Source organism: Bradyrhizobium sp. DOA1 (assembly GCF_001593325.1).
Classification (GTDB): Bacteria; Pseudomonadota; Alphaproteobacteria; order Rhizobiales; family Xanthobacteraceae; genus Bradyrhizobium.
On the sequence record NZ_JXJM01000001.1, the window covers coordinates 553,831 to 580,170 of the forward strand.

Annotated in this window: 15 protein-coding genes and 2 pseudogenes; 9 read left to right on the forward strand and 8 right to left on the reverse strand. The window is 57.7% G+C overall.

What is annotated here, in order from left to right:
- Positions 1 to 9: 9 nt before the first annotated feature.
- Positions 10 to 1,785: a phosphoenolpyruvate hydrolase family protein gene (locus SE91_RS02585; protein WP_197489412.1), complete on the forward strand. Its 1,776-nt coding sequence runs from the start codon at positions 10 to 12 to the stop codon at positions 1,783 to 1,785.
- A 9-nt stretch (positions 1,786 to 1,794) separates the two neighbouring features.
- On the opposite strand, the gene SE91_RS02590 is transcribed toward SE91_RS02585, so the two are convergent.
- Entirely contained in the window at positions 1,795 to 2,400 is a 606-nt protein-coding gene (locus tag SE91_RS02590; RefSeq protein WP_245318284.1) for a hypothetical protein, read from the reverse strand.
- 772 nt (positions 2,401 to 3,172) lie between these two features.
- Here SE91_RS02590 and SE91_RS02595 point away from each other — a divergent pair.
- The 4 genes from SE91_RS02595 to SE91_RS34985 all read left to right on the forward strand — a co-directional run bounded on the left by SE91_RS02595 (position 3,173) and on the right by SE91_RS34985 (position 8,853).
- Complete coding sequence (locus SE91_RS02595; protein WP_061846459.1) at positions 3,173 to 4,345, forward strand: Tm-1-like ATP-binding domain-containing protein; 1,173 nt, start codon at positions 3,173 to 3,175, stop codon at positions 4,343 to 4,345.
- Positions 4,332 to 5,162, forward strand: coding sequence for a phosphoenolpyruvate hydrolase family protein (locus tag SE91_RS02600; protein ID WP_061846460.1), 831 nt, complete (start codon positions 4,332 to 4,334; stop codon positions 5,160 to 5,162). The genes SE91_RS02595 and SE91_RS02600 overlap by 14 nt, the downstream gene beginning before the upstream one ends.
- Positions 5,163 to 5,193: 31 nt before the next feature.
- Complete coding sequence (locus SE91_RS02605) at positions 5,194 to 6,972, forward strand: FAD-dependent oxidoreductase (protein ID WP_061846461.1); 1,779 nt, start codon at positions 5,194 to 5,196, stop codon at positions 6,970 to 6,972.
- A gap of 1,659 nt (positions 6,973 to 8,631) precedes the next feature.
- Positions 8,632 to 8,853 carry a hypothetical protein gene (locus SE91_RS34985; RefSeq protein WP_082813648.1) on the forward strand — a complete coding sequence of 74 codons (222 nt, stop codon included), beginning with the start codon at positions 8,632 to 8,634 and terminating at the stop codon, positions 8,851 to 8,853.
- 350 nt (positions 8,854 to 9,203) lie between these two features.
- Here the strand turns inward: SE91_RS34985 and hemN are convergent, their stop codons facing one another.
- A complete protein-coding gene (gene hemN, locus SE91_RS02615; RefSeq protein ID WP_061846463.1) occupies positions 9,204 to 10,538 on the reverse strand; it encodes an oxygen-independent coproporphyrinogen III oxidase in 1,335 nt (444 codons plus the stop codon).
- A 1,783-nt stretch (positions 10,539 to 12,321) separates the two neighbouring features.
- Between hemN and SE91_RS02620 the strand changes: the two genes are divergently transcribed.
- The gene (locus tag SE91_RS02620; protein WP_061846464.1) at positions 12,322 to 13,986 is read left to right on the forward strand and encodes a carbamoyltransferase N-terminal domain-containing protein; all 1,665 of its coding nucleotides are present in this window, start codon (positions 12,322 to 12,324) and stop codon (positions 13,984 to 13,986) included.
- Between the two features lie 391 nt (positions 13,987 to 14,377).
- On the opposite strand, the pseudogene SE91_RS38190 reads toward SE91_RS02620, so the two are convergent.
- A pseudogene (locus SE91_RS38190) lies at positions 14,378 to 14,956 on the reverse strand (HipA domain-containing protein).
- 1,592 nt (positions 14,957 to 16,548) lie between these two features.
- Between SE91_RS38190 and SE91_RS37335 the strand changes: the two are divergent.
- Together SE91_RS37335 and SE91_RS02630 are read left to right on the forward strand one after the other, a co-directional pair.
- The gene (locus tag SE91_RS37335; RefSeq protein WP_210183115.1) at positions 16,549 to 16,764 is read left to right on the forward strand and encodes a hypothetical protein; all 216 of its coding nucleotides are present in this window, start codon (positions 16,549 to 16,551) and stop codon (positions 16,762 to 16,764) included.
- 202 nt (positions 16,765 to 16,966) lie between these two features.
- Positions 16,967 to 18,214, forward strand: coding sequence for a cytochrome P450 (locus SE91_RS02630; RefSeq protein WP_061846466.1), 1,248 nt, complete (start codon positions 16,967 to 16,969; stop codon positions 18,212 to 18,214).
- A 105-nt stretch (positions 18,215 to 18,319) separates the two neighbouring features.
- Here SE91_RS02630 and SE91_RS38195 read toward each other — a convergent pair whose 3' ends face one another.
- Positions 18,320 to 19,084 carry a hypothetical protein gene (locus SE91_RS38195; protein ID WP_502687125.1) on the reverse strand — a complete coding sequence of 255 codons (765 nt, stop codon included), beginning with the start codon at positions 19,082 to 19,084 and terminating at the stop codon, positions 18,320 to 18,322.
- A 47-nt stretch (positions 19,085 to 19,131) separates the two neighbouring features.
- Between SE91_RS38195 and SE91_RS38200 the strand changes: the two are divergent.
- Positions 19,132 to 19,239: pseudogene (locus SE91_RS38200) on the forward strand (IS110 family transposase); the annotation flags it as partial.
- A 932-nt stretch (positions 19,240 to 20,171) separates the two neighbouring features.
- On the opposite strand, the gene SE91_RS34995 reads toward SE91_RS38200, so the two are convergent.
- The 4 genes from SE91_RS34995 to SE91_RS38205 form a co-directional block, all read right to left on the reverse strand.
- Positions 20,172 to 20,510, reverse strand: coding sequence for a hypothetical protein (locus SE91_RS34995; protein ID WP_197489413.1), 339 nt, complete (start codon positions 20,508 to 20,510; stop codon positions 20,172 to 20,174).
- Between the two features lie 1,129 nt (positions 20,511 to 21,639).
- A complete protein-coding gene (locus SE91_RS02645) occupies positions 21,640 to 22,968 on the reverse strand; it encodes an MFS transporter (protein ID WP_061846468.1) in 1,329 nt (442 codons plus the stop codon).
- A gap of 195 nt (positions 22,969 to 23,163) precedes the next feature.
- Complete coding sequence (locus SE91_RS02650) at positions 23,164 to 24,282, reverse strand: hypothetical protein (protein ID WP_502687170.1); 1,119 nt, start codon at positions 24,280 to 24,282, stop codon at positions 23,164 to 23,166.
- Positions 24,283 to 25,817: 1,535 nt separating this feature from the next.
- On the reverse strand, positions 25,818 to 26,093 hold the full coding sequence (locus SE91_RS38205) for a helix-turn-helix domain-containing protein (protein WP_082813650.1): 276 nt from the start codon (positions 26,091 to 26,093) through the stop codon (positions 25,818 to 25,820).
- Positions 26,094 to 26,340 lie beyond the last annotated feature (247 nt).

Here is a 26,340-nt window from a genome sequence, read left to right on the forward strand (position 1 = left end):
CGGGCCGGGATGCACACGCGGGTGGACCAGGTAAAGGGCGGCGGGATCAGGCAGTTCTTCCGGAACTCCCGTTCGTTCGTGCTCGGGGCAGCAATCGAATCGGGCATGACCGCGAGAGCCGCCGAACGCGCAGGGGCGGATTTCGTGCTTGCGCTCAATGCAGGCCGCTTTCGCGCTATGGGTGGCTCTTCGCCGGCCTCCATTCTACCTATCCGCAGCTCTAACGACTTCGTGGCCGGGTTCGGCCGAACAGAGATCCTGCCCAGCACGAAATTGCCGGTATTTTTCGGAGCCTGTACCTTCGATCCGCAGCTCGATATCGACCATTGGCTCGACCGGATCATTAGGTGGGGCTTCTCCGGCGTCACCAACTTTCCATCCGTGATCCACATCGATGAATACAGGAGGTCGTTGCTTGAAAAGTGCGGCCTTGGCTACGCCCGGGAAATTGAGCTCCTGGTGAAGGCCGCAAGGCGCGGGCTGATGACCATTGGTTATACGCGGACCCAGGCCGAAGTAAAACAGATGGTTGAAGCAGGCACTGAGGCCATCTGCATCAACTTCAATCTCAACCGCGGCGTGGAAAGCGGATCTGATCCGTCGATCAGCCTGGCTGAGCTTGCTGCCCGTACGAGCGCAGTTGCGCGTGTCGCTCAATCCATCGACAGAAACGTGATCTGCCTGCTTGGCGGTGGACCGATAACCAAGCCCGACGAATTGCTGGATATTTGTCGCGAAACTGGTGTCCAGGGGTTCATCGGCGGCTCTTCGCTCGATCGCGTCCCATTGGAAATGTCAGTCCTTGAAGTCACCTCGGGCTTCAAGACCATTCACTTGCTGCGGGAGAAGGTCGATCTCCTTGAGCGCCAGCTTCAATTGAGCGGGTTCAAGCACGGAGTAATCGCACAGTCTTCAATTATGAAACGCGTCCTCGAGACTGCAAAACGCTTGGCTGCCAATCCCAATCCTGTGCTCGTTTGGGGCGAGGCGGGCTCGGGGAAAAGGCGGATAGCGAGCCTCGTTCATGTCTTCAGCGATCGGAAGCACACCAAGCCGGCGCTGTTTCATTGCCGGCCGGGCCCGGCAATCGAAACGATCGGCACGCTGTTCGGCGCCGAGCGCAGTGAAAATAGGCGACGTCACCTGTCGCTGTTGGAGAGTGCAAGCGATACTGCTGTGTTGCTGCTGCATCTGGATCAGCTGTCCCGAGACGGGCAGGAGCGTCTTGCCGATTACCTCGAGACCGGCGCTTTCACGCCCTTAAACGCGGTATCCGCTGTGCGCTCTACTGCGCGGATCATTGCAACCGCATCCGTTGCTCGCGCCGCGAGCCTTCAAACTGTACTATGTCCTCGGCTTCTCGCCCTGTTTGCCGGGCTCGATATCGAGTTACCCGCATTGCCTGACCGGCTGGAGGACCTTCCGCAGCTCATTCAGCATTTCACGGTCGAGGCGAAGGGAGACTCGAACGCCCAGACGCTCGGAATTGAAAATTCCGCGTTCTTGGTGCTCGCTGGTCATAGTTGGCCTGGCAACCTTAGGGAATTACGCCAGATCGTCAACCAGCTGGTGACGCTGCATGAGACGCATATTACCGCTGATGTCTTGAAGCCGCTATTGACTGCGTCATCAACGGTCAAGCCGACAGCTGCGTTCTCCGAGCGCGAGTGGATCATCAAAGGCCTGAAGCGAAACAAGCTTCACCGTGGAAAGACCGCCAAGTCTCTCGGCCTTTCAAGAAAAACATTATACAATAAGATCAAGAAGCTGCGGATACTGGAGTAGCTCCTGTGTTTACGTTTTTCGCATCGCGCTTGTCCCATCAAGGAGCGCGAATGTCGGAACTGACGGTTCCTGATCATTGAGGCCGACCAGCTTCATCTCTTTGCCAATCGAGAGCTTGAGAGCCTCCTCCGGCAGATGGATGATGCCGTCGAGATGCGAGCCAAGTCGCCGCTCGGCTGCTGCGAATTCGGAACGATGACCAGCGGCGAACAAGATCTTGAACTCCAGCTGTGCAAACCATTCCAGTCGACGAAGTTCGAGCTCCTGTCCGCTGTCAACGGGCACCCCAGTGCTTGATCGCTCAATGAGGGATGCAGGTGGGAAATTTATCAACCCGTTGATCCCGGCCTCCTTCAAAAACTGGGCAACATCTTGCCAGCATGCGAAGGGATCGATCATCACCATCGCCGCATAGACATTATGGGCTGTCCTCTTGGAAAGTATGCGCAAGTCCTGCAAAAGGCAGTCGTTCCAGTCAACGACGGGCAGAGTGGCCATGACGAGCAGGGAGCCTTCTGGAAGGCTTCGCAAAGAGGGCGCGTAGATTTCTACCGTCGAGCTCTGAGGTGCAGCCGACAGGTGGGTGACGAGTTTGCCGACAAGCCTCGCGTTCACGACTTCTACCCAAATCTACCCAGTTGAACATTGCGCTGATCTTATACCGGTGTCAGGCCCGTCTATACTAGCTGTTGTCGAGAATGTTCCGGAAGAAAGATCGTGTGTCCACTCTGCATGGACGACCAGGCTCGGTCCTCGACGGCTCCTCAAACGCGTTCCAAGCAGGGCTTCGCTCAAGCATGTTGGTGTGGCGCAGGGCTCGGTGGAAGCAAGCGTTTGATCACGCCTTTGTTCGTGATCCTGAAGTGCCGCTCGGCGATCCCAGGACCCCGACCGCGGGGCAAGCGTCCACTTCGGAGCAAAGGCCTAACTTAACAACAACCTTGTCCCCAGGCGAGGGCATTACGAATTCGATTGCACCTCCGCTGGCAGACCGGTTCGTCTGCTTTCTCCCTGGACTTGAGCCGCTGTTGGAGAAATCCAGCAGCGGCGCCTTTTCCGGTCAGGTAGTGTCGTCGGACCGTCAGGACAGGTCCGCGCCGCGGAACGCATCTCAGTGGAGGGCCCACAATCTCGTCCACCTACAATGCGCGCCGTGCGGATGCCACAAGCCGCGAGGTGAGCGCGCCCAGCAACAAAGTTCCTGTGAGCTACTACCCAATCTTACCCACTTGGACATTTTGCCGTTCTTATACGCGGTGTCAGCTCGGTCTAGACGTCCTGTCGTCAAAAATCGTCCGGGAGGAAAATCGTGTCTCACCATTGCACGGACGGCCAAGGGGCGGTCCGGGATGGTAGCCCGTCCGAACTTTCGGGCGCAGTTGCGATCGTGGCGACCCTCGATACCAAGGGGCGCGAAGTGTCATACCTTGCGGATATTATCGCGACATGCGGCCGCAAGACCGTTCTAATCGACATCGGCACCTCGAGGGTAGCAGGCGAGACGAAACAAGCCGATGGCAACCGCCAACGCGTTGGTTCGCCCGCCGAGCTGTTGAAAGAGATAGCCGCAACAACGCGCGTCAATGTTCATGATCTCCAGGCGTCCGGCACCATCAGCGCGATTATCGGGGTTGCCGGTGGTAAGGGGAGTGCTGCTTTCGGCGAGATCGTATCTGACTTGCCTTATGGCTTTCCCAAGCTGCTGGTGAGCAGCGCAAGGCCAGCGCTTCTCGCCGAATTAGCCGTTCATAACGACATTATTCTCTATCCGACGCTGGTCGATCTCTTGGGCATCAACGCGTTTACTGCAAGGGTCCTCGAAAATGCTGGGCGGGCCATCGCTGCGTTGCATTACAGGCCGGCAAAAGCGGGACGAAACAAGAAGATCGTCGCGATCACGGCCTTTGGCGTGACGACGCCCGCGGCAAATCTGTGCATTGCTCGCCTTGCGCAGGCCGGCGTAGACACGATCGTTTTTCCCGCCAATGGCGCTGGCGGACGGAAAATGGAGCAGCTGATCGCGGCCGGCGAATTCGACGCTGTCATCGATCTGACCACAACCGAGCTCGCTGACGAAATCGTTGGGGGAACTGCGAGCGCTGGTCCAGATCGACTAAAGGCAGCATCACACCAATTGATCCCGCAAGTGATCGCGCCCGGCGCGGTCGATATGGTCAATTTTGGTCCGCCTTCGAGTGTGCCTGATCAATTTCGCGGCCGCCAATTCTACTCGCATACCCCCTATACGACGCTCATGCGCACGAACATTTCCGAGAACGAGAGCATCGGCCGCCTCACGGCCGAGCGGCTGTCGCTGGCAGAGGCGCCTGCAATCGTCCTTTGGCCTACGAAAGGCGTTTCCGACTACGACCGTGATGGCGGTATTTTTCGCAACGCCGATGCCGACCGGGCTTGGCTCGATGCGGTCAAGAACCATCTCGCGTCAAAAATCCCAATCCGCGAGCTTGACTGCCACATCAACGATCCCGAATTGGCCGAGGCTGCCGCCACGTGGATCCTCAAACAATTGGGACAAGGAGAGCGCGATGCGGATGTTTGAGCGAACCGAAATTCTCTCGAAGATCACAAGTCAGGTCGCCGAGCAAAAAGCGGTTGTTGCCGCTGGCAGCAGCTGCGGCTTGGTTGCCAAGTGCGCCGTTCTCGGAGGCGCCGACCTGCTGGTGGTTTACAGCACCGGGCTGTCGCGACTCATGGGACTCCCAACGAGTCGGATTGGCGATTCCAACGCACGTACGCTTGAGCTTGCGGCGGAAATTCGCAACGTCGTCTCTTCCGTGCCGGTCATCGGCGGCGTGGAAGCCTGGGATCCGCTCCGGCTCGATCTTAATGCGCTTCTCGACAAGTTCTGGGCTGCCGGTTTCTCTGGTGTGATCAACTATCCGACCATCTCCACCATGGGCGAAAAATGGCGCGATCGCCGCGGCGCAGTCGGGTTCGGATTCGAGCGGGAGCTCGAGATGATCGCCTTGGCTCGCAAGAAGAACATCTTCTCGCTTGCCTATGTCGCAAGCCCGGAAGACGCCAAAGCGATGGCCAGCATCGGAGCTGATTGCATCGTACCCCATGTCGGTGCAACACGCGGCGGCCTCGTGGGGCATGAAGAGGGGCAGTCAATTCGAGAAGCCATCAGGCGCATCAACGACATCAATGCGGCGGCGCGAAGCATACGCTCCGACGTGATCCTGCTTTGCCATGGCGGAGCAATCGCCGAGCCGCAGGACACGGTCGAGGTCTATCGATCAACCCAGTGTGTCGGGTTCGTCGGCGCTTCGTCCATCGAAAGAATTCCCATCGAACGGGCAGTGAAGGCGGCCGCTGCGGGGTTCAAGGCCGTCCCGCTTGGGCGAAACCACTGACGTTGATCGAAAATATTGCAGCGGGACCGAAATGGACAAGCCAATGGGCCAAGCAGCTAAGCATAAGACCGCGGTATTCCCGAGAGGGAGCGGGTCGGATCATGATTGGGAAACAGAAGTTCTCGTGATCGGCAGCGGTGCGGCCGGACTGTCGGCGGCGCTCTATGCGGCAAAGGCCGGACTACGCGTCACCCTATGCGAGAAATCCCCGCGACTTGGCGGCACGACAGCTCTGTCCAATGGCATGATCTGGGTTCCTTGTTCATCCCAGGCGCGATCCGAAAAAATCGATGACTCGCTGACGAACGCGAGGACCTACCTGAAGCATGAGCTTGGCGCCTGCTATCGGGCGAACATTGTTGAGGCCTACCTTGAGGACGGCCCAACTGCGCTGGCCGCACTTGAGAACGGGACGGAGGTCAAGTTCATGCTCTCCACTGCCCCTGACTATCATTCAAGCCAAATCGGCGGGGTCAGCATGGGCCGGGCACTGAACCCTGCACCCTACGATGGACGACTTCTCGGCACCGACTTCGAGTTGATAGGCGACCCAATTCGCGTTGTGCTCGGTGGAATGATGATCTCATCGGGCGAGGTTCGAAGCTTCCTGAATCCGTTCCAATCTTTAACTTCGCTGAAGCATGTGCTGCGCCGCGTCAGCCGGTACGCGCGGGATCGCTTAAGTTACAGGCGTGGCACCGAGCTCAGCGGAGGCAATGCCCTGATCGCGCGCCTGCTCGTGAGCCTACGCAAGCACCGCGTGGAAATCTGGCCCTCGTCTCCTCTCATAGAGCTGATTAAGGAAGATGGGCGTGTCACGGGGGCAGTCGTCAAGCTGATCGATTCTCAAATTCGCTTGCGCGCCTCGCACGGAGTGATTCTGGCAACGGGCGGCTTTGCTGGTAATGCGCAAATGAGAGCGCAGCTTAGCGGCGCTCACCAGCATAACGAGACGCTGGCTCATCCCGATGTCACCGGGGACGGTATTGAGCTTGCGACCAAGCTCGGAGCTGCGATTGACAATGATGTCGCCTCAGCCGGATTTTGGACGCCCGTGTCGTTCTTGAAGAGCGGCAGCGCTGAGCAAATTGTCCCTTACGGCTGGCTCGATCGCGGCCGTCCCGGCGTCATTGCTGTGGGGCCAAATGCGAAGCGTTTCGTCAACGAATCGAATTCGTACCATGACATCTGCCTCGCGATGTTCAAAAGCGGATATCCGGCAGATAAGCGGTTCTACTTCGTCTGCGACCAGGATTTCGTCCGCTTGAGAGGCATGGGACATTTGCTCCCCTGGCCGTGGACCTTGAGCATTAGTAAATATGCGCGCCTCGACTACATCAAAGTCGGCCGGACCCTTCCAGAGCTTGCGAAGCAGTTGGGGCTGGACGCCGAAGAGCTTCAAAAGACGATCGAAGAACACAACGCACACGCTGCCGAAGGACGCGATCCGCTCTTCGAACGCGGCGAATCGGCTTTCAATCGCACGCTGGGCGATCCGGCGCTGAGAACGAAAAATCCAAATCTCGGACCTATCAGAAACAGCCCATTTATCGCGCTGCCGATTGTTCCAGCAACGCTCGGTACGGCGACTGGATTGGCAACTGATGCTTATGGAAAGGTCTTGGACGGAAATGGCCGGCCAATCTCAGGTCTGTATGCTTGCGGCAACGACATGACCTCGCCAATGCGCGGAATCTATCCTGGAGCAGGCATCACAATCGGTCCGGCCATCGTGTTCGCCTATCGCGCGGTCAACAGCATCGCACTATCAGCCCGGCATGGGCAAAAGGCCGCAGCTTCTGGGGCTTAACGATCGAGTTCACCGAGCCGATGCAGTGATGCTGTCCGCAAAATCAGCAGGCGCAAGCCTAATCGACCGAAGCAGGCACATCATCAGAAGCACAGGAGGCACGTCTCGGTCCTTCCGCGATTGAAGTCTCGCAAACTGACGAAGACGTCACGCCTTCACGGGCCGTCGCTGCCGCGGGCGCGGATCTTGCAGCCAGCATTGATGCGAAGGCGATTATCGGCTTTACCGCAAAGCGGGTCGAGGGCCGCGCGGACCGCTCGGCTCGAAAGAGCCGGTGCCACACAGCCTACCGGCTCTTTGATTTACAAGCTTTCCTCTTGGGGCGGTTTCCGATCCGTTGTGGCGCCCTGCCAACCACACAACACGAGCCGGGTCGGTCTTCGTGATGGGTGCATGATTATCAAAGTAAAATCCTTGCAATCGCTCCGGTCCCTTTGGGCACGCTCTTTGCTTCGTTGAAGTCAGCACCGCCGATATCCTTGGTGATGCAGGGGCGGACTTGGCGCGGCACCTGAGGCGTTCGCGCGTCGGGCGGCCCCGCTCCACCTTCCTGAACGCCCATCAATAGGAAATTCATGAAGGTGCACGTTCGGGCTGCCGCGGCTGCGGTTGCCTTGGCCCACACGCTCGGGCGCGTTGTCGTCCGCGTTCATGGCCTCGAGGCCCCTGAATCTTACAGGATGAGCGTGTCCGTACGAGACGGTATAGTTAGCGCATACGACCATGGCAGGCATTGCTACGTTACCGGCGCCTTACCGAACCTATACCACCATGGTGAGCATTCGCATTTATTGCTCAAACCGAAAGGCTCGGGAGCCTACTGCGGCTTCGATCACGATACGTCATCTTACTTTTCTGTAAGCGTCACGGGCGGTTTAGCCTACATTTTCGACTACAAAGAAGATTTGTGCTTCGTATACAGCGTCTAAGCGCACATCCCGCGCGGGCGCTTGGCGTCTCGATCTTGGTTAAGGGGCTTCATTTGACATAAGCCTCACAAACTTCTGTGGCGTTCGCGACAGTATGCTTGTGAAAGTTAGGACAGCGCGGCTGTAGTGTCGCGGCGCTGAGCAAAGCGCACCATCGGCCATCACGAGGCAATCGGATCGACGTGTCTTCGCTCCTCGAACCAGCGAATATCTTCCCGGGGGCTCCCGTGCCGAAGCTCTGATCATCGGGTGCGCCCCTGATGGCTTTACGTCTGCCCGAGCTAGAGAATTCGCAGCCCATGGATTTGCGCGACGTTTGAGACCGTTGGTTGGGGCGACCAGCGAGTCATTGATTGTTCTTGATCTGTCACTGACTCTAGTTAGCGGCTGGTTCCGAGTGCCAACTCGCCTGCGGTGTTGAAGATTGCTATTCGACGGCGGAAAGCTCGTCCGCTGCCCAACCGAGGCCAACCAGCGTTGGGCGTGCATTAGTCAAACGGCCGCGTAATCTCTCAGCTTCGTCAGAGCATCACCCATCCGCTTTATGCTCCCAACTGCTGCGGCCCTAGTCCCGCTTCCAATCGTCGACCCAGACATGCCAACGCGATCGGAAGTCTGCGCCTGAGTAACAATCTACAAGATGTAACCTGACGTTGCGTTAGGTTTGCGTTTTGCGTTGGCTCTGTTAAGCAGGACGTCGGCTGGGGCCAGCTAAGGAAGTGACGCTCGAATGAAAAAATTCTTGTTTGTGACCGCGACCGCCATCGCGCTTGCAGCAACGGTGCCGACTTTCTTCGCTGAGGCCGCAGGATCGATCGACACCAATGCGCGGGTCGCCGATACGTCAGATATTTGCAGTGCCAGCCCGGAGATGGAGTGGCTCTGCCAAACCTTTTTTTGCCTCGCCGACCCGGAGTCGGAATGCAGATATAGTCCTAGGGTCTGTACTTAATTAGCGTTCCTCGCGCCGAGTTGATTTGGGCACGAGGGACTTCGATGCGCAAAAGGACTGTTCTGCCCTGTGACTTATATGATCGGTCACGCTCACAGGCGCCATGGAATGACATGACGTGGTTAAATCCGGACGTCGCTGCTACGCGCAGTTGCTAAGGAGAAAGCCGATGATGCGCCGTGTGCCGGGTTGCTCATGCATCACAGCACGATCTACTGCGAACGTATGCGGCCCGGTGCGGCCGGCGCGTATCCGTCTTCTCTGTTCGAGACGGTTGCGGGTCTCTATCGGAGTGCATCCGCAATCGCGTGCGTTGCGGGAGGTTTGGCCGTTCACGCCGCGTGGCTATGCTAACTGGGTGAGCGGTATGGATAAGCGTCGAAAGCGGCAGCAACACATCGAATGAGAAAGCGGTGTTCCCGCCTCACGCGGATCAAACCATCTTTGATGTCCACTATCCCATCGTCAGCGAGGAGCGCCAAGCGTTCAGCTGAGTCAAGAATCGGAACTGGATCAAATCCGTGGGCGGCACAGATTGCCGGCACGTCGGCCTCCAGATCACACATCAGCCGCTCGATTATGGCGCTTCGGACACGATCTTCCGGGGTGAGACAGCAGCCTTTGAACGTCGCCAGGCGGCCAGCTCTGATCTGCCGGCTGTAAGAGCCCGCGGTAGCTTCGTTCTGGACGTAGCCGTTTTCCAATCGCCCAATTGCCGACGGCCCGAGCCCGATAAGGGTTCTACAAGTGTCTGCCGAGTAGCCCAAGGAGTTCCGCCGCAGGCGGCCGGCTTTCTGCACCAGCACGAGCTCGTCCTCGGGCAACGCGAAATGGTCGAGTCCAACCTGGCGATAGCCGGCCGCGACCAGCGTATGGGTCACGGCCACTGCCTGTTCAGCGCGGGTACCGTTATCAGGCAACTCGGCTTCGTCGATGAGGCGCTGATTGTTCTTGAACGAAGGAATGTGCGCGTAGCCGAAAACCGCAAGCCGGTCGGGGCGCATGGCCGCAGCTAATGTTGCAGTCCGCACGCATGACTGCACTGTCTGCCTCGGAAGGCCGTAGATGAGATCGAAGTTGATGCGGCGTATTCCATGTTTGCGCAGACTGCGGACGGCAGCCGCCGTCTGCGCCTCTGTCTGAACCCGATTGATGGCATTCTGAACAATTGGATCAAAGCTCTGCACGCCCAGGCTCGCGCGGCTCACTCCGGCTGCGCCCAAGGCCTCGGCCATTTCTGCCGTGAATACACGCGGATCAATCTCGATTGCGATGGATGCCGATCTCATGAATGCAAACTGAAGACGTAAATGTCCCATCAAATCCAGGAACTCCGCTGGTTTGATGAGGGTCGGCGTCCCGCCGCCGAAATGTACGTCGTTCACAGGTAATTCTTTGGGCACTTGCTGCACTACCAAACGGATCTCTTCACGCAGTACCGACAAATAATCGAGGATTGGCGCATCGTGCAGGGTCATGGCCGTTGGAAAGCCGCAATACCAGCAAATCGAGCGGCAAAACGGAATGTGAAAATAGAGCGACACTGGCTCGCAGGGCGGCAAGCGGCTCAGCCATTTCTCATAGGCCTTGGCACCAACCTCAGCGGAGAACTGTGATGCAGTTGGATAGATCGTGTACCAAGGCACCTTGGCGTCACAATACTTCCTCAGGATTGACGACTGCAATGGTCACTATCCTTTGCCTGGATTCGCATCGCATTGCTCTGGTTCAGTGAAATGTCAAAACAATGCGGAAGCTCTCTTCTCGGTGCAAAAGAGTTCTCGTCAGCGTTTGGGCCATGAAAGTCTCTTTGAGACGAATCCCCAGGAGCCTTGTCGTCGGTGTTGTCGCCTAAACCCGGTGCCCGCGATCCTTTGCCGGTCTCAAGCCCGCTTGCTATGGGCGAGCTTAAAAAAGGCTGGGACTAAGGTTGTGGCCTCGAGCCGATTTCATACGAAGCATTCAGTCGCCTTTGAGTAGATTGGCATAGGCTACTCGAAGGGGAGGACAGATCCGCCGCGCTTCTTGATTCAAATGTTGAGACCGCAGTGTTGAGGCGCCGGCTAGCGAGGACCCGCGCTTTCGGGAGGCCTCCTCAGGTGCTCGAATGAGGTAGTCAACAACAGTATAATCCGATCTGCCGGAGTCGTCGGTGAAGTGAACTTTCGTTTTTACTTGCAATCGATCGCGTCCTTCGACTGTCAAGGTTGCGCTTCTCACTGAAAACTTAGAGGGCCATTCCACTTCTAAGCTTCCATAGTAGGCCTCGGAACTTTGTGTCCGTGCAATGCCCCAATCGCAGTCGGTCGGACAACATCTGCCCCATGCATGAACGAGGGCTTTGTCGAACTGCTGGTTAACAGATATGTGTGTCATGATACCGATGCTAGGATTCTCATTTGACCACGTTCCAGCAAACTCAGTCATTGTCGCTCCGCCAACGTTGCCTGCTGTCAACGTGTTGGTTTGCTCGCCAAAAGCTGGTCGGAGAAGCAGTAGCGCGAGCGACACGACGGCGGACAATCGCAACATTGTATTTGTCCCGTTAGCTTGACATTCGAAAGCTTGGCAACAACTGTGCCAGCTAGCTGGACTCTGAAATGGAAACGTTTGGAGTGGATCTCGTGTCTGCGGCTCAGAGATGTCTCGTCGGAAATCCGACAATCCATCGCGCTAGCCGGCGGCGTGCCAGAGTTCTTACGTCTGTTCGATTCAATGGGACTTGAAGCTGCCTCACCTATGGCGTGAGCGTACCGTGTGACGGGCTGCTGTGTAATGCGCACTATATCCGATGCCCGACGAGTTTCGCGAACTCGCCGAGATCGTTGCTGTTTACCGATCATCTAGTTGCGAGAGCAACCCAGATTGCATACTCCTTGCATCAGCTTCAATTGGGGAAACGGTCTCGCCGGCGCTGCTCGGCGTCTATTTCGAGGAGGACGTCCGCTCTTGACGGCGTCCAGTGATCACGGAAGCGGAAGCAGGTATTCGAGCGGTTGAAGTCCTGCGGTGACCGAAACTAGCACGGTTGGGTCCACGCTGCTCTCGCGCCTATCAAATTTGGCAGCTATCAAAGCCAAGCGGTTGATTTAGGTCCTTAGGAACAAGTGGGCCTTAGCTGACCGTTGTTTAAAGAATTTTCGGTTCGTCCCGACCACGTCGAGGAGTGTAGCTGGTGCCCAATATTGTAGGTAGGCGCGCGTTCTTCTTAAATTGAGTGCAAGAAATGGAGGATGCGGCCCCGGCTAGACTTCAATGCGCGCCTGCTCGGGTATTGCTGTGATGATCGGCAATATAGGCGCGTCCGGCCTCGCTGCGCCAGATCCACCGAGAAGAAGTCGGTCCCCACGTGGACCGCATTGCGCGCATGTCGGTAAGCTTGTGCATCAAACGAGCATACTTACTCCGGATGCCAGCACCGTTTGTCTGCGAATGAATCCAATTGCCGGCGCACTCGGAGGATCTAAATTGCGCATCTGCGGTATCAAACTAGGACATGATGGGGCGATCGCTCTTATCGAGGCTGGACGGCTTATATTTTGTGTCGAGCGGGAGAAAAGAGGGAACAATCGACGATATCAAGCGATCGACAATTTCGATGCCATTGTAACCGATTTAGCGGAGCACGGTCTCGATCCGCGCGATGTTGATCTGTTCGTCGTCGACGGAGCGTGGTGGAGAGATGGTCTTCGGCTCCGAAGTGGAGCCGAACCTGTCAGTCTCCAGTGGGCATCGTATGTTGAAAGTCATCCAGACGGCATTCTTGCTCCATACGGCGGCGTTGGGCTAATCCTCGACGGCAGGTCATTTCCTTATAGAAGCTATCCGCATGTCACGGGGCATCTGGCAGCTGCATTCTGCACGAGCCCATTCGCCAGAGCGGGACAGGACGCATTCGCTCTGATCTGGGACGGTATCATTTTTCCGCGCCTCTATTATGTGGGCCGCGGCGGCGCTCAGTTCATTGAATACCTGTTTCCGCTGATAGGTCAGGTCTACGCGGCAGCGGCGGATCACTTCGGACCTTACACGAGCCGGTCCAGCTGGGACGATCTAGGTGTTGCCGGCAAGTTAATGGCGTATATTGCGCTGGGATCCGCCGATGAAGAGAGCATAGCTGTGTTTCGGGGCCTCTATGAGGAGCGTCTTGCGGCGACCGTGCAGCACGCTGCGAACTACCATGCAGAGAGCAGCGTGGATTGCTCGCTTGCAGCTATCCACGATTTCTTCCACGCGAGTGCCATTCGCCTGAAGACCAAACGAGCTGAAGATGTCCTTGCATCGTTTCATTGTTTCCTTGAGCGTCTTCTCATCCAGAATTTGACGACCATTTTACAACAGTATCCGCGTCTTCCGGGATCACGCAATTTGTGTATCGCTGGTGGCTGCGCTCTTAATATCAAATGGAACAGCGCATTACGTGTCTCCGGTCTCTTCGATGCCGTCTGGGTGCCCCCCTTTCCGAACGACAGGGGGGCGGCAATAGGTGCGGCTTGCTCGGCCATGGCGGCAGATAACGGCTTCGTTCCCTTAGACTGGTCGGTCTACAGTGGGCCAGCCCTGCAGTGCGGTGATGTGCCGCCTGAATGGGAGGCGACACCGTGCAGCATGCGTGACCTCGCCGTCGTCCTTGCGAGCAACAAGCCTGTGGTGTTTCTTGCCGGCCGCGCCGAACTCGGACCACGGGCATTGGGTGGCAGAAGCATTCTGGCCGCCGCAACGTCGGGAGGAATGAAAAACTATCTCAACGATATCAAGCTTCGCGAATACTTCCGGCCAGTGGCGCCGATATGCCTGGAGGATCGCGCACCCTCTATTTTCGCCCCAGGAACGCCGGATCCTTACATGGTGTTCGATCACAGCACGCGGGCGGAATGGCGGGACAAAGTCCCCGCCATCGTACACCTTGACGGATCGGCGCGCCTTCAGACGATTCCTAGAACATCCCAGCATGAGGTCGCAGAGCTTCTTGTCGAATACGAGAAGCTCACGAGCATTCCCCTGCTTTGCAATACGAGCGCCAATCAGAATGGACGAGGCTTCTTCCCGGATGTTGCCTCAGCCTGCCGGTGGGGACGCGTCAAACACGTTTGGTCGGGCGGCCTGCTATGGACCAAAAGGACACCGAACTGAGCTATTGCTGGTCAACTGCTTTTTCGAACCGTCTAAGTAAGCGATCGACCTTTGGTCTTGCGGTCTAGGAATGTGTCCGGAAAGGGATTGTGCAACAGTTTGATAGTCTTGCCTGCCCCTTCGAGTTGTTCGGAAAAAATCCCTTTCTCCATTCAGGGAATGCCGATGTATAGCATATCCTTTTGCGCTGGCCGACATTGCGCGGCAACGAGATGCGTGCGATGAGCGAGCCACGGACGGTCGCACTCGCCATTGGAGATTCCTGTCCACCCCCACACTAGCTTTTTCGGTACGCCCGCCGCTTCGCCCGTCTGGAGGAAATGCCGGCCCTGCACTTCGGCAATTCTGGAATGTTTGTCCCGACCGAAATTGCGAGCTTCATCTGCTTGCGCTAGACTTGGCCGGTATCCAGGCTGGGCTGAGCCGTGAGCACGTCATAGAGCGGCGTCAAGTGATAGCGGCCGCCGGGCGCAAGGAAGATGCTGAAGTTCTTCGCATGGCCGTCGGTTGCGCCAATCAGCCAGAAGAAAATTTGCGCTGAGCAGCGTCGCCTGATCGTCGGCTCGCGTATCACTACCTTTGAGCAGATCAAGAGTCTTCACCAATCCGGGGCCGCCATCGCTCTGGTATTTGCGCGTCGGCGGGACCGACAGGGCTTGACAGCAATCTTCCTGCGGCAGGCGGAGCAGACGGCCATCCTTTGTCCATCTTCGTCAAAGCGCTCGATCAATAGCGCCGTCGTCTTTCCGAAGGTTGCGATGTGCGCCCTGTTCGCAGGCAGGCCGAAAGCGTCAGCTAGCTTAAGGCAGCAATATTCATTCTCGACGCTGTTCGAAAGATCCGTGCCGTTCGGCAGCTTCCCGATCTGTGTCTTGAAAATATGGGTTGTCGGCGTGGTGCTATGCGGTTTGACCCAGTTGCCGTTATGATTCAGCAGCGCCGTCTGCTCCTGCGCCGCTGAAACGGAAATCCGAAAATCGTCATCACGCGTAAGCCCGAGCGGAGCCTGGGCAAGCCCTTAGAGGAGCTTTTCGATCGCTTCGTCGTTGATGACGTCGCCGGCGATAGTGTGACCATCGCCATGGCGATCAGCCTCTCCGAAATCGGGGGCCTGAGGATGGCGCGCGGTGGCCCGAGAGATGACGGTGCGCCGGCTTCTTCTATCGCCCCCCAGAGCAGATCCTGATCGTAATCCTCCGCAGGGAGGACCACGAGCGATGCAACAACCCCGCCTTCGTCATGCGACGCCGATCCGGAACATGGTCAGCAGTCTTGGGGGAGGGAGGCCATGTAGGGAGTTTCGACGCAAGCCATGGCTCGAGGGCAGCCTTCGCGGCATGGTGTTTGACGGATACGTGCCAACAGAAATGGATCGCCGGATACTCTCCGATAGGAGGATCTACAGAGGTTCGACTATGCGAACGTATAGCTTTCGAAGGAACGCCTCTCCTGCCAATTTGAGGCCGACGCTATGACTGGAACCAGAGGCGTCGGTATGGAAGATCTACATTCCGTCACACTTGAGCGCGTTCAAATGAATAGCGCTAAACACGGACGAATCTCCGATAAAGCGTTGGCAACGGGGTCAGCACGGTATTGGCTGAGCCAGTGTCTCTCCGGGGGGAGAGCTCTTCGCCAGAACAGTGTGAAATCGGAGCTAAGAGGATGAATGAAGTTGACTCTCCGCGCCTCTCGCTGGACCAAACGAGAAGATGAACTGCTGCGCGAGCTTGTTGATGCAGGCACGCCTGTGAAATCCATTTGCGAAACGCTCAACAGGTCCGAGCCAGAGCTTCGCAGGCGCGGCTACTACATTGGCCTACCGAGGAAATGGTTTAAGCAAACAGCGCATCTGCCGCTAAGGCGGTGCTCGGCTATAGGCAGCTCTTCTTGAGCCGGCCCTGGGGCGGCAGGAAATACCACACTGTCATTCGCCCCTCCTCGTATTAAGGGGCCGCTGAGATGCGATCCCTTGTTTCCTGAAAGCTGCTTTGCTTGCAGTTGATGTCGCCAAGTTTCGCTTTTGCAAAGAGACCAACCGCGGTTCCCTCCCAGAGACGTCGCACTTTATGGTAGCAGCAATGTGATTGCCGCTGAAGCAGAACGTCGGCGTGAGATGTCTAGAGGCTGTTAGGGACTGGTAAGCTATGAAATCCGAGGCGTTCAGGATATCGAAACGACGCAGGCATTATCCTTCTGACCGTTTCCGATGACGAGTGAGCGCTTGTTGCACCCTATCTAACACCTTTGTCGGGATGAGGCGGCGCCCTATCCGAGTATAAGGCTGACCGTTCGGTTTGAAGTTTTTTCTGAGTCGCATATCGATTAGGCCTTGGCGAAAATGTCAGTGTCCCATCGAACCGGTAGCGCCTCCAGCGAGATGTGCCGGGAATGGCACCGTAGGTGCGGACCTTGAAGTTGAACTCGCTCCGAACTGTCAATCGGCGTTGCTACTATCGACGTTCAGACCCGTTGCGTGATCGACGACGCGGTGCTTGTCGCGGGCGACCGCAGCACCAATTAACATTCTGCAACGCGTTGTTCCACGCGTAGACCTGGCCCGTGAACGAAGGCGTCGAACTTGGTTTCATCCTGGACGCCGACGAAAGCGAGATTGGCGTTGCGTCTTTGAATTCGGCCCAGTTGCCTTGCGCCGCCCAACCGAACATCGAGTTCGCCACGATAAGCGATTTGGCCGCCGAACGTGCCTCCGGCTGCATTATGCCACCTCCGCCAAGGGGCGGAGCGAAGACCACCGGCAGCGTGACACCTACATAGAAGCCGCTCCAGCCAAAGATCGGAATGACTGTTGGAGGCGCGATTCGAAAATTCAATGCGGTCCTTACTGTCGGATATGGTAGGGCAGGCTGCTTGCACTTTGGGATATTCTGTTTGAGCGGCGGTCCGCGCAACCAAAAAACGCCACGGCAGCTCGAACTGTGGATCGTGACCAGATCCGTAGATCTCAAGAGAGAACAATATGGTCATAAAAACGCGATTGGCTGACTTGAGAGCCGATAATGTGTGCCAGATCCCGCTGACCAATCTGGACGTAAGCGAAGCCAAGCGCTTTCAGGATGACAGCATATGGTCGTACTTCGCGCGTTTGCGAATGGAAGATCCCGTTCACTACTGTAAAGCCAGCGCTTATGGTCCATATTGGTCCGTAACGAAATACCGAGATATCGTAGCGGTAGATACAAATCACAAAGCGTTCTCGTCGGAGCAGGGTGTCGCTATTGTCGACGTGCCTGACCGGCATTGGACGCGGAGTTTCATCAAGATGGATCCTCCGAAACATGCAGAGCAGCGCCATACTGTAAGTCCGATCGTCGCACCGGAACACCTGACGAAGCTCGAAAGCTTGATCCGCTGTCGGGTCAAGAGGATACTGGGCAGCTTGCCGTGCAATGAGGACTTCAATTGGGTGGACATGGTCTCCATCGAGTTGACGACGCAGATGTTGGCCACGCTATTCGACTTTCCATTTGAGGATCGGCGGCTCTTGACCTATTGGTCAGACGTAGCTGTTGCAATTCCGAAAAAGGGTCACGTGATCGACAGCTGGGATAAGCGAGGTGCGATCTTGTCGGAGTGCCTGGAGTATTTTACGCGGCTTTGGAACGAACGCATCAATGCCGAGCCACGCATGGACCTGATTTCCCTAATGGCGCACTCGCCTGCAACTCGACACATGGAGCCGAACGAGTTTCTTGGGAATCTCATTCTGCTGATCGTCGGGGGAAACGACACCACGCGTAATTCGATTACCGGGGGCCTCCTGTTCATGAACCAGCACCCTTCCGAGCTGCGAAAACTGCGCGATAATCCCGAATTGGTGTCGAGCGCCGTGTCCGAAATCATCCGGTATCAAACGCCGATCGCACATATGCGCCGCAACGCCACGACCGATATTGTCGTAGGTGGGAAACAAATCAGAAAGGGCGACAAGGTCGTCATGTGGTACATCTCTGGTAACCGCGACGAAGAGGTCATCGAGAATGCCGACAAATTTCTCATCGACCGCAAGAACGTGCGGCAGCATCTCTCGTTCGGATACGGCATCCATCGCTGCGTTGGCAGACATCTCGCGGAACTGCAGGTAAAACTCCTCTGGGAAGAAATTTTGAATGCGCGGCTGGAAGTCGAGGTTGTCGGCGAACCCGGGCGAATTGCGTCTAACTTTGTGCATGGTTATTCCGCTCTTCCTGTGCAGATTAGAGCTTAGGCTGTGCTGCGTTGAATTGGGAGTCGCCACGAAGCAGGTCTTAGTTCCTCTTGGGCCGCTTCAAGGCGCCCCCGCGAATGTTCTTGGGCAAACCTTCGCTCATACTTAGATAGAAGACGCTATATGGAATGGTTCCGACAAGAGTGAGCGCGCCGAAGCCTCCTGCGGCTCTCGGCGATCCACAAGAACATGGGATAAGTCATCAGCAATGCATGGTCTGCGGCTGTAGCTTGATGTGCTGGCGTCCGGCGAGATCTGCCAGCCGCCGGCAGTGCGGCAGCAATTCCCACCGGATTGCTGGTGCAGAGGCGTGAGATGTAGAATGGCGCGCCACGGCCTTGAAGAGGGGCAATATTCGACGTCTGCAAACAATTTCTTGATATCTTCGATGACGGCTTCGGCGTGCCGGAGCGCATCGCCAACGCGACGCAGGCCATCCCACAGATCGTGGCGCGTTGGCGATGCGATGTGCTGGTCGTCTTCGAGGTCACAGGTGTCTATGACCCCGGGCTTCGGAAGGCGCTGAGGAAGGCCGGCACCGGCTTGCCCCAGCCCGGGCCCGCGACTTTGCGCGCGCCAGCGGCCAGCTCGCCAAGACCGATCAGATCGATGCACGCATGCTGGCAGCGCCATGCAGCCGGCGACCGAGCCGGCGGCCAACCGGGCCGCCATGCCTTGGTGAGGCTTGTAAAACGGCGGGATCAACCGGTTCTCATGCGCGCCCAGGAAAAGAACAGACGCAGTGAGGCCGACGACCGCGCCATGGCCGATTGTATCGGCCGTCTCATTGAGGTCCTCGACAGCGAGATCGAAGATCGAGGCCGACATCAGCGCATTGATCAAGGCCGAGCCGGAGATCTCGGATGACACCCAGCTGATTCTCACCGCCTCGCCTGGGTCCCCCGGCCTGCGTGCAGCTGATTGCGCAGATGCCGGAACTCGGCAAGGTCGGACCGAAGCAGGTGGCGGCACTCGCCGGCCTGGCTCCCTTCAACGTCAATAGCGGCGCCTTCCGCGGCAAGAGCAAGAGTTGCCGGCAGAATCGCACCTGTCATGCTCGTGCCCATCCGTTCCGCAGGCGCGCTCCGTGCTCGGCGGGCGCCGTCATGCCGAAGGGGAGCGAGCCCGCGGCTGTTTACATAGCGGGCGCAGGCGTATCGGTCATCGCGGTCATGTGGCGAGTATTGTCTAGCGCCAGGTTCCTTGCTGCGGTTGTTCCGCAGCTCTCTGTTTGAGCTCCTTCTGCTTGTTGCTTGGCGAAGAGCTAGATCTAATACAGAACATCGCAACCAATACCGCGTCCAGGGATCGCCCTGTCCGCGTGCGCCGGCTAGGGCTGCACGAACTGAATCGTCGATGTCTTGAAAGGGATCAAATCTCCCTGCAGGCCTCGTTAGCGGGTTTATAAGACAGACAGCTCACGAAGGACCCGATGGAATTTGCCGCCAAGCCGGCTACCGAGTCGGTTAAAGCGTCACCGCTCAGGGTTGGTAAAGACGCAGTCGCGGTCTGACAACGGTCGCCGCGCTAGATAGACCGATCGGGCCAGACGGCAAAGGCGCCGACACAGTAAGGTCGAGGCAACGTTCTAGAGCGTCAAACGGTTGCACGACAAAAATCGCCAACGAGGTCTGGCACGCCGCCGTCGAAAGATGGTCGCGGCGTTGACCTAGCGAAGACGCTCGCCGAATGCTCAGGGCATAATGCGAAAGTCATCGGCTTAGCCCTCACGAACAGTGCCGCCCTTCCGCAGGAGGAACGACTTGCACGGCGGACAGGACGAAACCGTTGGGTAGCCATCGCGGCATGACGTTCAAGCCGTCGGCCGCGCCGTTCTCGAATCAAGCTCGATATTGTCTGCAATCTGGACGTTTATTCTGCGTCGGCGTCCAGCGCATCCTGGAATGGAAGTAGACATGCAAAGTCAGGATTAGCAGCTGACATGTCGCGTCATGCCTTACCATTTCCATGTATCCGGGCTCGTGTCGGTAGCAAGCACCCGGATTCCATTGTTACTGACGGTTACAATAGCATAGGTATAGCCATGGTCGCTGCTCGCCTGGTACTCCCTGTCTCGTTCCGACCAGCGCCAATAGTTATTGCAACTGGATGGATAAAACTGCTTTCGCAGCGAACGCTTGCCAGGCTCAAGGCCTTCGACATCGACCTTGACCTCGTTGCCGCTACTTTTCCACAAAACATGCCCTTTAAGCTTTTCTTTGGTCAGATTTACCACGAAGAATTCGTGCTTCGCTCCGCCCTTCTTTGCTGTTTTTTCCTTCTCTTTTTTCATCATTGCCCCTCATGGCCTGCTTCGGGTGGAAGACAGCATCATCGGAGCTTGCTGGCGGAACGCTATCGTCTCAACTACTCAACTTGGTGGCTTGCATTCACATACGCTCCGCACGTCGCGTATAGCTTCGCTGAAAAGTACATGGTGTACAGCCTACGGCAGTTCTATGCCGTGAATGCAGTGCGGAACGGCGTGGGAGTTTTCGAAATGGTCCGCGACATGAGCACTTCCGTTCAGATGATCCAAGAGTACTACGGCTAGCGGGCGATAGCCCGGTGTTTGCAAGTTGGGGGACTAGGCACCTGCAATATTACAGGCTGTAATTCAATGCTTTGACAATAAGGTCCACTACTTCTCATTCTTTCACAGGGTTTGAGTAGAGCAGTGCAGATTCCTTGTGCTTTTCAAGATTCGAAGGCGACAATTCTCGTATCGAAATTAAGAACCTTGCCCGTCTTCAACCGTTCGATAGCAGATGGGTGAAGGGGCGCATTTATCCTGAGAGAACGAACGGCTTTTGTTAAACACGCTGCTACGGGTTTCGTCGTGCTGCGGAACTGTAGCATCTGGATATAGATGCAGTAGAGAGGGATCATGTTTCGGTCCAACAGCGACCGCCGCACCAAGCATCCATTTCACGCCCTTACAGTGACTTGCGCTTACCAGACTGTATAACAAGGGTGCGCGATACGCCATTAGCCAACAATGCCATCCTCATCGCAACCGACGGCGATATGAAGCAGTTTCCGAAACGTTTCGACATCTAGCCAGGGCGGTACCAGGTTCGACCGACTTAGTCTGATACGGCTATGCTGCAATGCAGTGCTTGCAGCAAAACGGCCTGATCAGGCAATTGGTCCCATGGAGCACGAATGGACGCTCAGCGGAAAGAGATGCTCTTGCCGACTTTGGATCGAAATCGGTGCGCGCCAACTTCGAACGAACGGGTGAAAGTAATCGATTCCGGCTGGACGCAAGCTTACGTCACTACAGGCGCGGCGCCTACCCTCCGGCATCGTCGCGTTGGCCCTCGTCTAGCAGGCCGGCTCCGCAAGTGCGGAAACCGATGCGCGCGTCGTGAGATTGGAACCTGGCTGGAGCCGTAACCCCGTTATCGCATTGTCCAAAGCTGCTACGGGCTCCGCGTGGTCGCGGCGGCCCGAATTTTCGGCGGTGCCGTCTCGGGCATCATCAGCATGGCGCAGAGCCCGGCCGCGGTAGCGACAAGCATGTACCAAGCGGGCGCCAGCGCGTTCCCAGTAACGTGGGTCAGCCAAGCGACGACGGGTTGAGCTGTGCCCCCGAAGATCGCTATCGCAACAGCGTAGGTCGTCGCGAAGGCGCCGCCGCGGATGCTCTTGGGCAACCCTTCGGCCATAGCGACATAGAAGGCGCTATACGGAATCGTTCCGACGAGGGTGAGCGCGCCGAGACCTCCGATAAGCGCTACGGGACTGCGGCTATCTACGATCCACAAGAACACCGGATAGGTCATCAGCAGCGCGGCGATCTGCGGCCATATCATAATGGGCCGGCGTCCGGCCCGATCTGCGAGCCACCCCCCCAGGAGTGCCGCAGCAATGCCTACTGCATTGCTGACGACAGTGGTCGCAAAGGCGAGAGGCGCGGCAACCTGCAGGGTGTGCAGCGCATAAGTCGTCATATATTCCGTGACATAGCTGATAATCGTGCAGCTGGCCAAAATGACCAATCCCAAGCTCATCATGCGGCGGCTGGCACGAAATTTTCTTGCAGGCTCGACGGCGAGAGCCGGCCCTTCAGGTCCGTGCAGAGTTTCGGGCAGCCTCCAGCGCAACCAAAGTCCAAACGGCAGCGTACAGGCACCCAGCAGAAACGCGATCCGCCATCCGTAGGCATCCAGCGCCTCGGTTGTCATGGTGAGGGAGAGTATTTCTCCGACCAGCGCTCCGGCCGTTGCAGCTATTTGTTGGCTGGCAGGCTGAAACGCGACGGCAAGGCCCCGGCGTCCGGCCGGGGCCGCTTCCATCAGATAGGCGGTCGTCGGACCGACTTCGCCTCCCAGGGCGAAGCCCTGCACCAAACGCGCGAAAATAACCAATGACGGAGCGGCGATCCCTATCGTGTCGTACGAGGGCGTCACAGCCAACACAAGTATCGCGGCACTCATCATGACAAAACTGGCGGTCATTGCGGGCCGGCGTCCGACTCGATCCGAATACGAGCCGATCACAATGGCCCCGATGGGTCTGGTCACGAAACCCGCTCCGAAGGTCACGAGCGACAGCATAAGGCTGGCGAACTGATCCTTCGCCGGGAAGAACGCGTGACCGATCTGGATGGTGAAAAAGCTGTACGTCCCGAAATCGTAGAATTCGAGCATATTGCCGATCGTCGCGCCCAACACGGCATGGCTGGTCAAGCGTTCATCTGCCGCAATGAGGGGCGCCTTCGAGCTTCGTCGAGCGAATTGTTCACTCATGCGCTTGGATCCGTCTCGAATGCGACCCTAGAACATTTCGACAACGATGCGGAGCACCTTGCGCTCCGCATGCTCGCGCAGAAGCGTCGGCGAATCTCGCCCCCATGCAACGCAAGGCGGCACTCGCTTTCGGCGATGTCGGCGACCTCCTCGTGCTCCGGATCTTCAAAGATGCCGGCTCAGAATGTGAGCGAGTTAATTTGCCGCCGACGTGATCATTGCCTCGACTTCTGCGCGAAAATCCTGGCGCGAGGCGTCGCGTGAGTAGAACATGTGGCCGCCTGGGAGGACCAGGAGTGTGACCCGGGGCGCTAAGGCCAAGGCAGGCAACTGAGCGAGGGTCATTTTCGTTGCGAAATAGGGGGTGACAAGATCAAAAGGCCCGTGTCCCAACAGCACCTCCATCTTCGCATCAGCTGCAAGAGCCTGTCGCAGCTCCGACAGCGACTCTGGGCGTTTATTGCCGAGATCCCAAGCCTTCCCGACCGCACCGTTGAACAGTTTGTAAGAGCCATCCGGCCGCCACTTGAGCTTGCGCGCCAGGACATCGACGGCAGCACTCGTCATCGGCGGCGCAAGCGCATTACCCGAGGGGTCGCCGAAGCGGTGGGCAGCTGAATGCGGATAGGGATCCAAACCCCTCACCGAGGCGTCATAACCTCCGGTCACCTTGCCGCTGTGGCGATCCAACTCGCGGCGAAATTCGTCAATGTCGATGCGGCCAGCACGTCCTCGGGTCAGGCCTTGGTCGATGCCGGCTAACGCGGCGATCTTGTCGGCGACACGGTTGCTGGCCTCGCTGTCAGCCTCACCTTTGAGGAGGTCGGCCAGGAGCTCGCCTTGCGCGTAACTTTCCACGTCGGTGAAATCGAGCCAGGTTTCCGCATTAGGCTTCGCCTCCAAAGAAGTGGAAGGCGTGACCTCGTCGGCGTTGATCGGCAGCCGCCAGGGACCGGCATTGCCGAGCTGGAGCCAAGCTGAAGGTGAGCCGGGTCCGCCGTTGAAGAAGAAGGTGACCGGGCGCGTCGTGCGGTCCGTCCCGTCGAGCTGATAAGACGTATAGGCGATGTCGGCTTGCGGCTCACCTTTTTCATCGAATAGGCGGATCGAGCCCGCGGTCGCAGCAAAGCTGAGTACCCGGCCTGGCACATGGAGCGTATGCATCGTGGTCGAATCCGGCGGCAAGCGATGCAGCTCGCTTGCAGACCGCGCACTCGGTGTTTGTCCCGCCCGTTCGTCGGGACCGCTCTTCTGGCCGGCCAGCGCGGAGGCTTCAGTGCACCGCGGCAGAACGTCGGCCCGGCCGGTCTCCATCGTGCCCCAGGCAAAAAGAGACAGCGCAAGAGAAGCGCGGCGGAGCGTGCCAAAATCAAATTGAATCATGTTTTCCTTTGCCGCGAACTAGTGTGCGCATGGCGCATAACTAGATGGCGATCGAGAAAGAACACCTACTAACTCCAGCAGTATTTATTGCCCCTGAATTCCGTATGGTGGTGGCAGGGCCGGTGCTTGCAGACAGCGCTCTCGTGCCGGCGAGCACATCCACAGAGAGCGAGCTACCGTACGACCTGCAGGAGCACCGAAGGGCCGTATGTCCTGCCCCGCGAAAGAGGTGGCTCGCCCTACACTGCGGCCGACCGACATCGTGCTCAGCGGGGGCGACCAACTCTGCTTTGAGGAGATCAGCGGCGCCTGATCATCCTGTCCGCGGGAAACAATCACCGAGGATCTAACGCCTACTGATCGCCTCACACGCAATGACCTCGAGGGGGTCGACCATCCGGCACAGGCGCGGAACGCGCCGATGGTGGGTGCCTACACTGAGAAAGTGGATGTCATCGATCCTGAGTTTGCCGGTTAGGTGCCAATGGCCCAGGCGGCAAGCTATCGCCGCGCAACAGGACTTCTGTCGTTTGGGACCGGCAATGGCCTGTGAAACCCGACGTCGTGTTCGAAGGTGGCAACCTCGCGCACGGGTGCTGTCCCGGACAGCACCCGCGCACGACGGAGTGCTTCCCGGCCAGCCGATCGATGACCTGCAGATCCTCACGACGTATTTTCCGCCAGGAATACTGCGTCACTTCACGACTCTCGGCGACACGAGCGCGGCCACCGCCCACGCCGCGCGACGGCTGCGCAAATCTTGGTAGCGCGCCCGGGGCCTATGGCCGGAAACGGTCCGCGCCTTGATCGTGCACTCCGCCGAGTGCGCCCCGGGTAGGGGCTGGAGACACTACCGGGCCTGCAGATGCGAGCTCGTATCGACGCGTGCAACGGCGCGAAGGGGCAAGTACAGGCACTCGTACGCCGCTATGGCTATGGACTCCCGGATATTGGGCGGGCCCTCCTCTCGACGGTGAACGATCTAACGCTCATCGTTGAAGATCAACTCCAACTGTTTCAGTGGGAAGGAACGCTGCGGCCAAAACCCGTGACATGAAATTGCCTCGTCTGCCTTGGCCGAAGGAGCAACTGGCCGCGCTTGGTGCCGCGCAGGTTGAGCTGCGAGCGACTCTGTCCTACTTCATGGACCCTAATCCTGGAGAGCGTGGGTGAACGAGGCGACATCGGTACGCTTCGCATCTTCGCTTCCGTGTGAAGGCCGCGACCGAGACTGTCGACCAGTTCAGAGCCCGCATCAATCAAGCGGCGGGGGATGACGAGGAAGGGGCGCTTCCCGGCGGTGGCGAGGATTGGCTCTAGTAAATACATCGCGCTTCGACGCGCGCTCATCATGGCAGCTGATTCGATATGCGGGTACATCTCAGAAGACTAAAGTTTGTGGACTTCAGTGCCCGCCCGCCGGCTGCAGGCTGGCACAAACAGTCAAGCCGGGATCTGATTGCCATTTAAGCGAGCCCCTCTTTTCCGCTGGCGCTTGGGCAATTCACTTGGAGCAGCGCTTGAAGTGAAGATACAAGCACCAACCGCCGACGTCCGACGGACCTCGTGTCCAGTTTTCCTGCGCCTATCAACTCGTAGAGTTTGGTACGCCCCAGGCCGGTGGCTTGGCACGCTTCATCGATCGTACAGGTCAGCCGCTCGGGAAACCGTATTCTTCTTAGGTCGGAAGGCTTCGAAGTGGGGAGATTCCGCTCGACTTGTTCTCGCGCATCTTGACGCATAGGTCCAGCCTTTCAAACTCGACTGACGAGAGTTGCTTGAGCGGCCAAAAAACGTCAATGCGAACACATGAGCGTCAGCGCGTGCGGTGGCGAAAACCAGCGATGATTAGAAAAAGTTCGGCTTCCTTCGTCGGGCGAAATTTTTATGGTTGGACGCTGCCTGAGCTCGCGCTGCCCATCAGCCATGACGCGCAGGGTTCCCTGCTTTGCTTCACCGTGAGTGCAGCAGCGCCAACGATCAGGTCTT

Coding starts and splice junctions, on each gene's coding strand:
- SE91_RS38205 (WP_082813650.1), bottom strand. CDS start 26,093: ATGCGTCAAGATGCGCGAGAACAAGTCGAGCGGAATCTCCCCACTTCG.
- SE91_RS02600 (WP_061846460.1), top strand. CDS start 4,332: ATGCGGATGTTTGAGCGAACCGAAATTCTCTCGAAGATCACAAGTCAG.
- SE91_RS34985 (WP_082813648.1), top strand. CDS start 8,632: ATGAAAAAATTCTTGTTTGTGACCGCGACCGCCATCGCGCTTGCAGCA.
- SE91_RS02605 (WP_061846461.1), top strand. CDS start 5,194: ATGGACAAGCCAATGGGCCAAGCAGCTAAGCATAAGACCGCGGTATTC.
- SE91_RS02585 (WP_197489412.1), top strand. CDS start 10: ATGCACACGCGGGTGGACCAGGTAAAGGGCGGCGGGATCAGGCAGTTC.
- SE91_RS34995 (WP_197489413.1), bottom strand. CDS start 20,510: ATGATGAAAAAAGAGAAGGAAAAAACAGCAAAGAAGGGCGGAGCGAAG.
- SE91_RS02630 (WP_061846466.1), top strand. CDS start 16,967: ATGGTCATAAAAACGCGATTGGCTGACTTGAGAGCCGATAATGTGTGC.
- SE91_RS02650 (WP_502687170.1), bottom strand. CDS start 24,282: ATGGAGACCGGCCGGGCCGACGTTCTGCCGCGGTGCACTGAAGCCTCC.
- SE91_RS02645 (WP_061846468.1), bottom strand. CDS start 22,968: ATGAGTGAACAATTCGCTCGACGAAGCTCGAAGGCGCCCCTCATTGCG.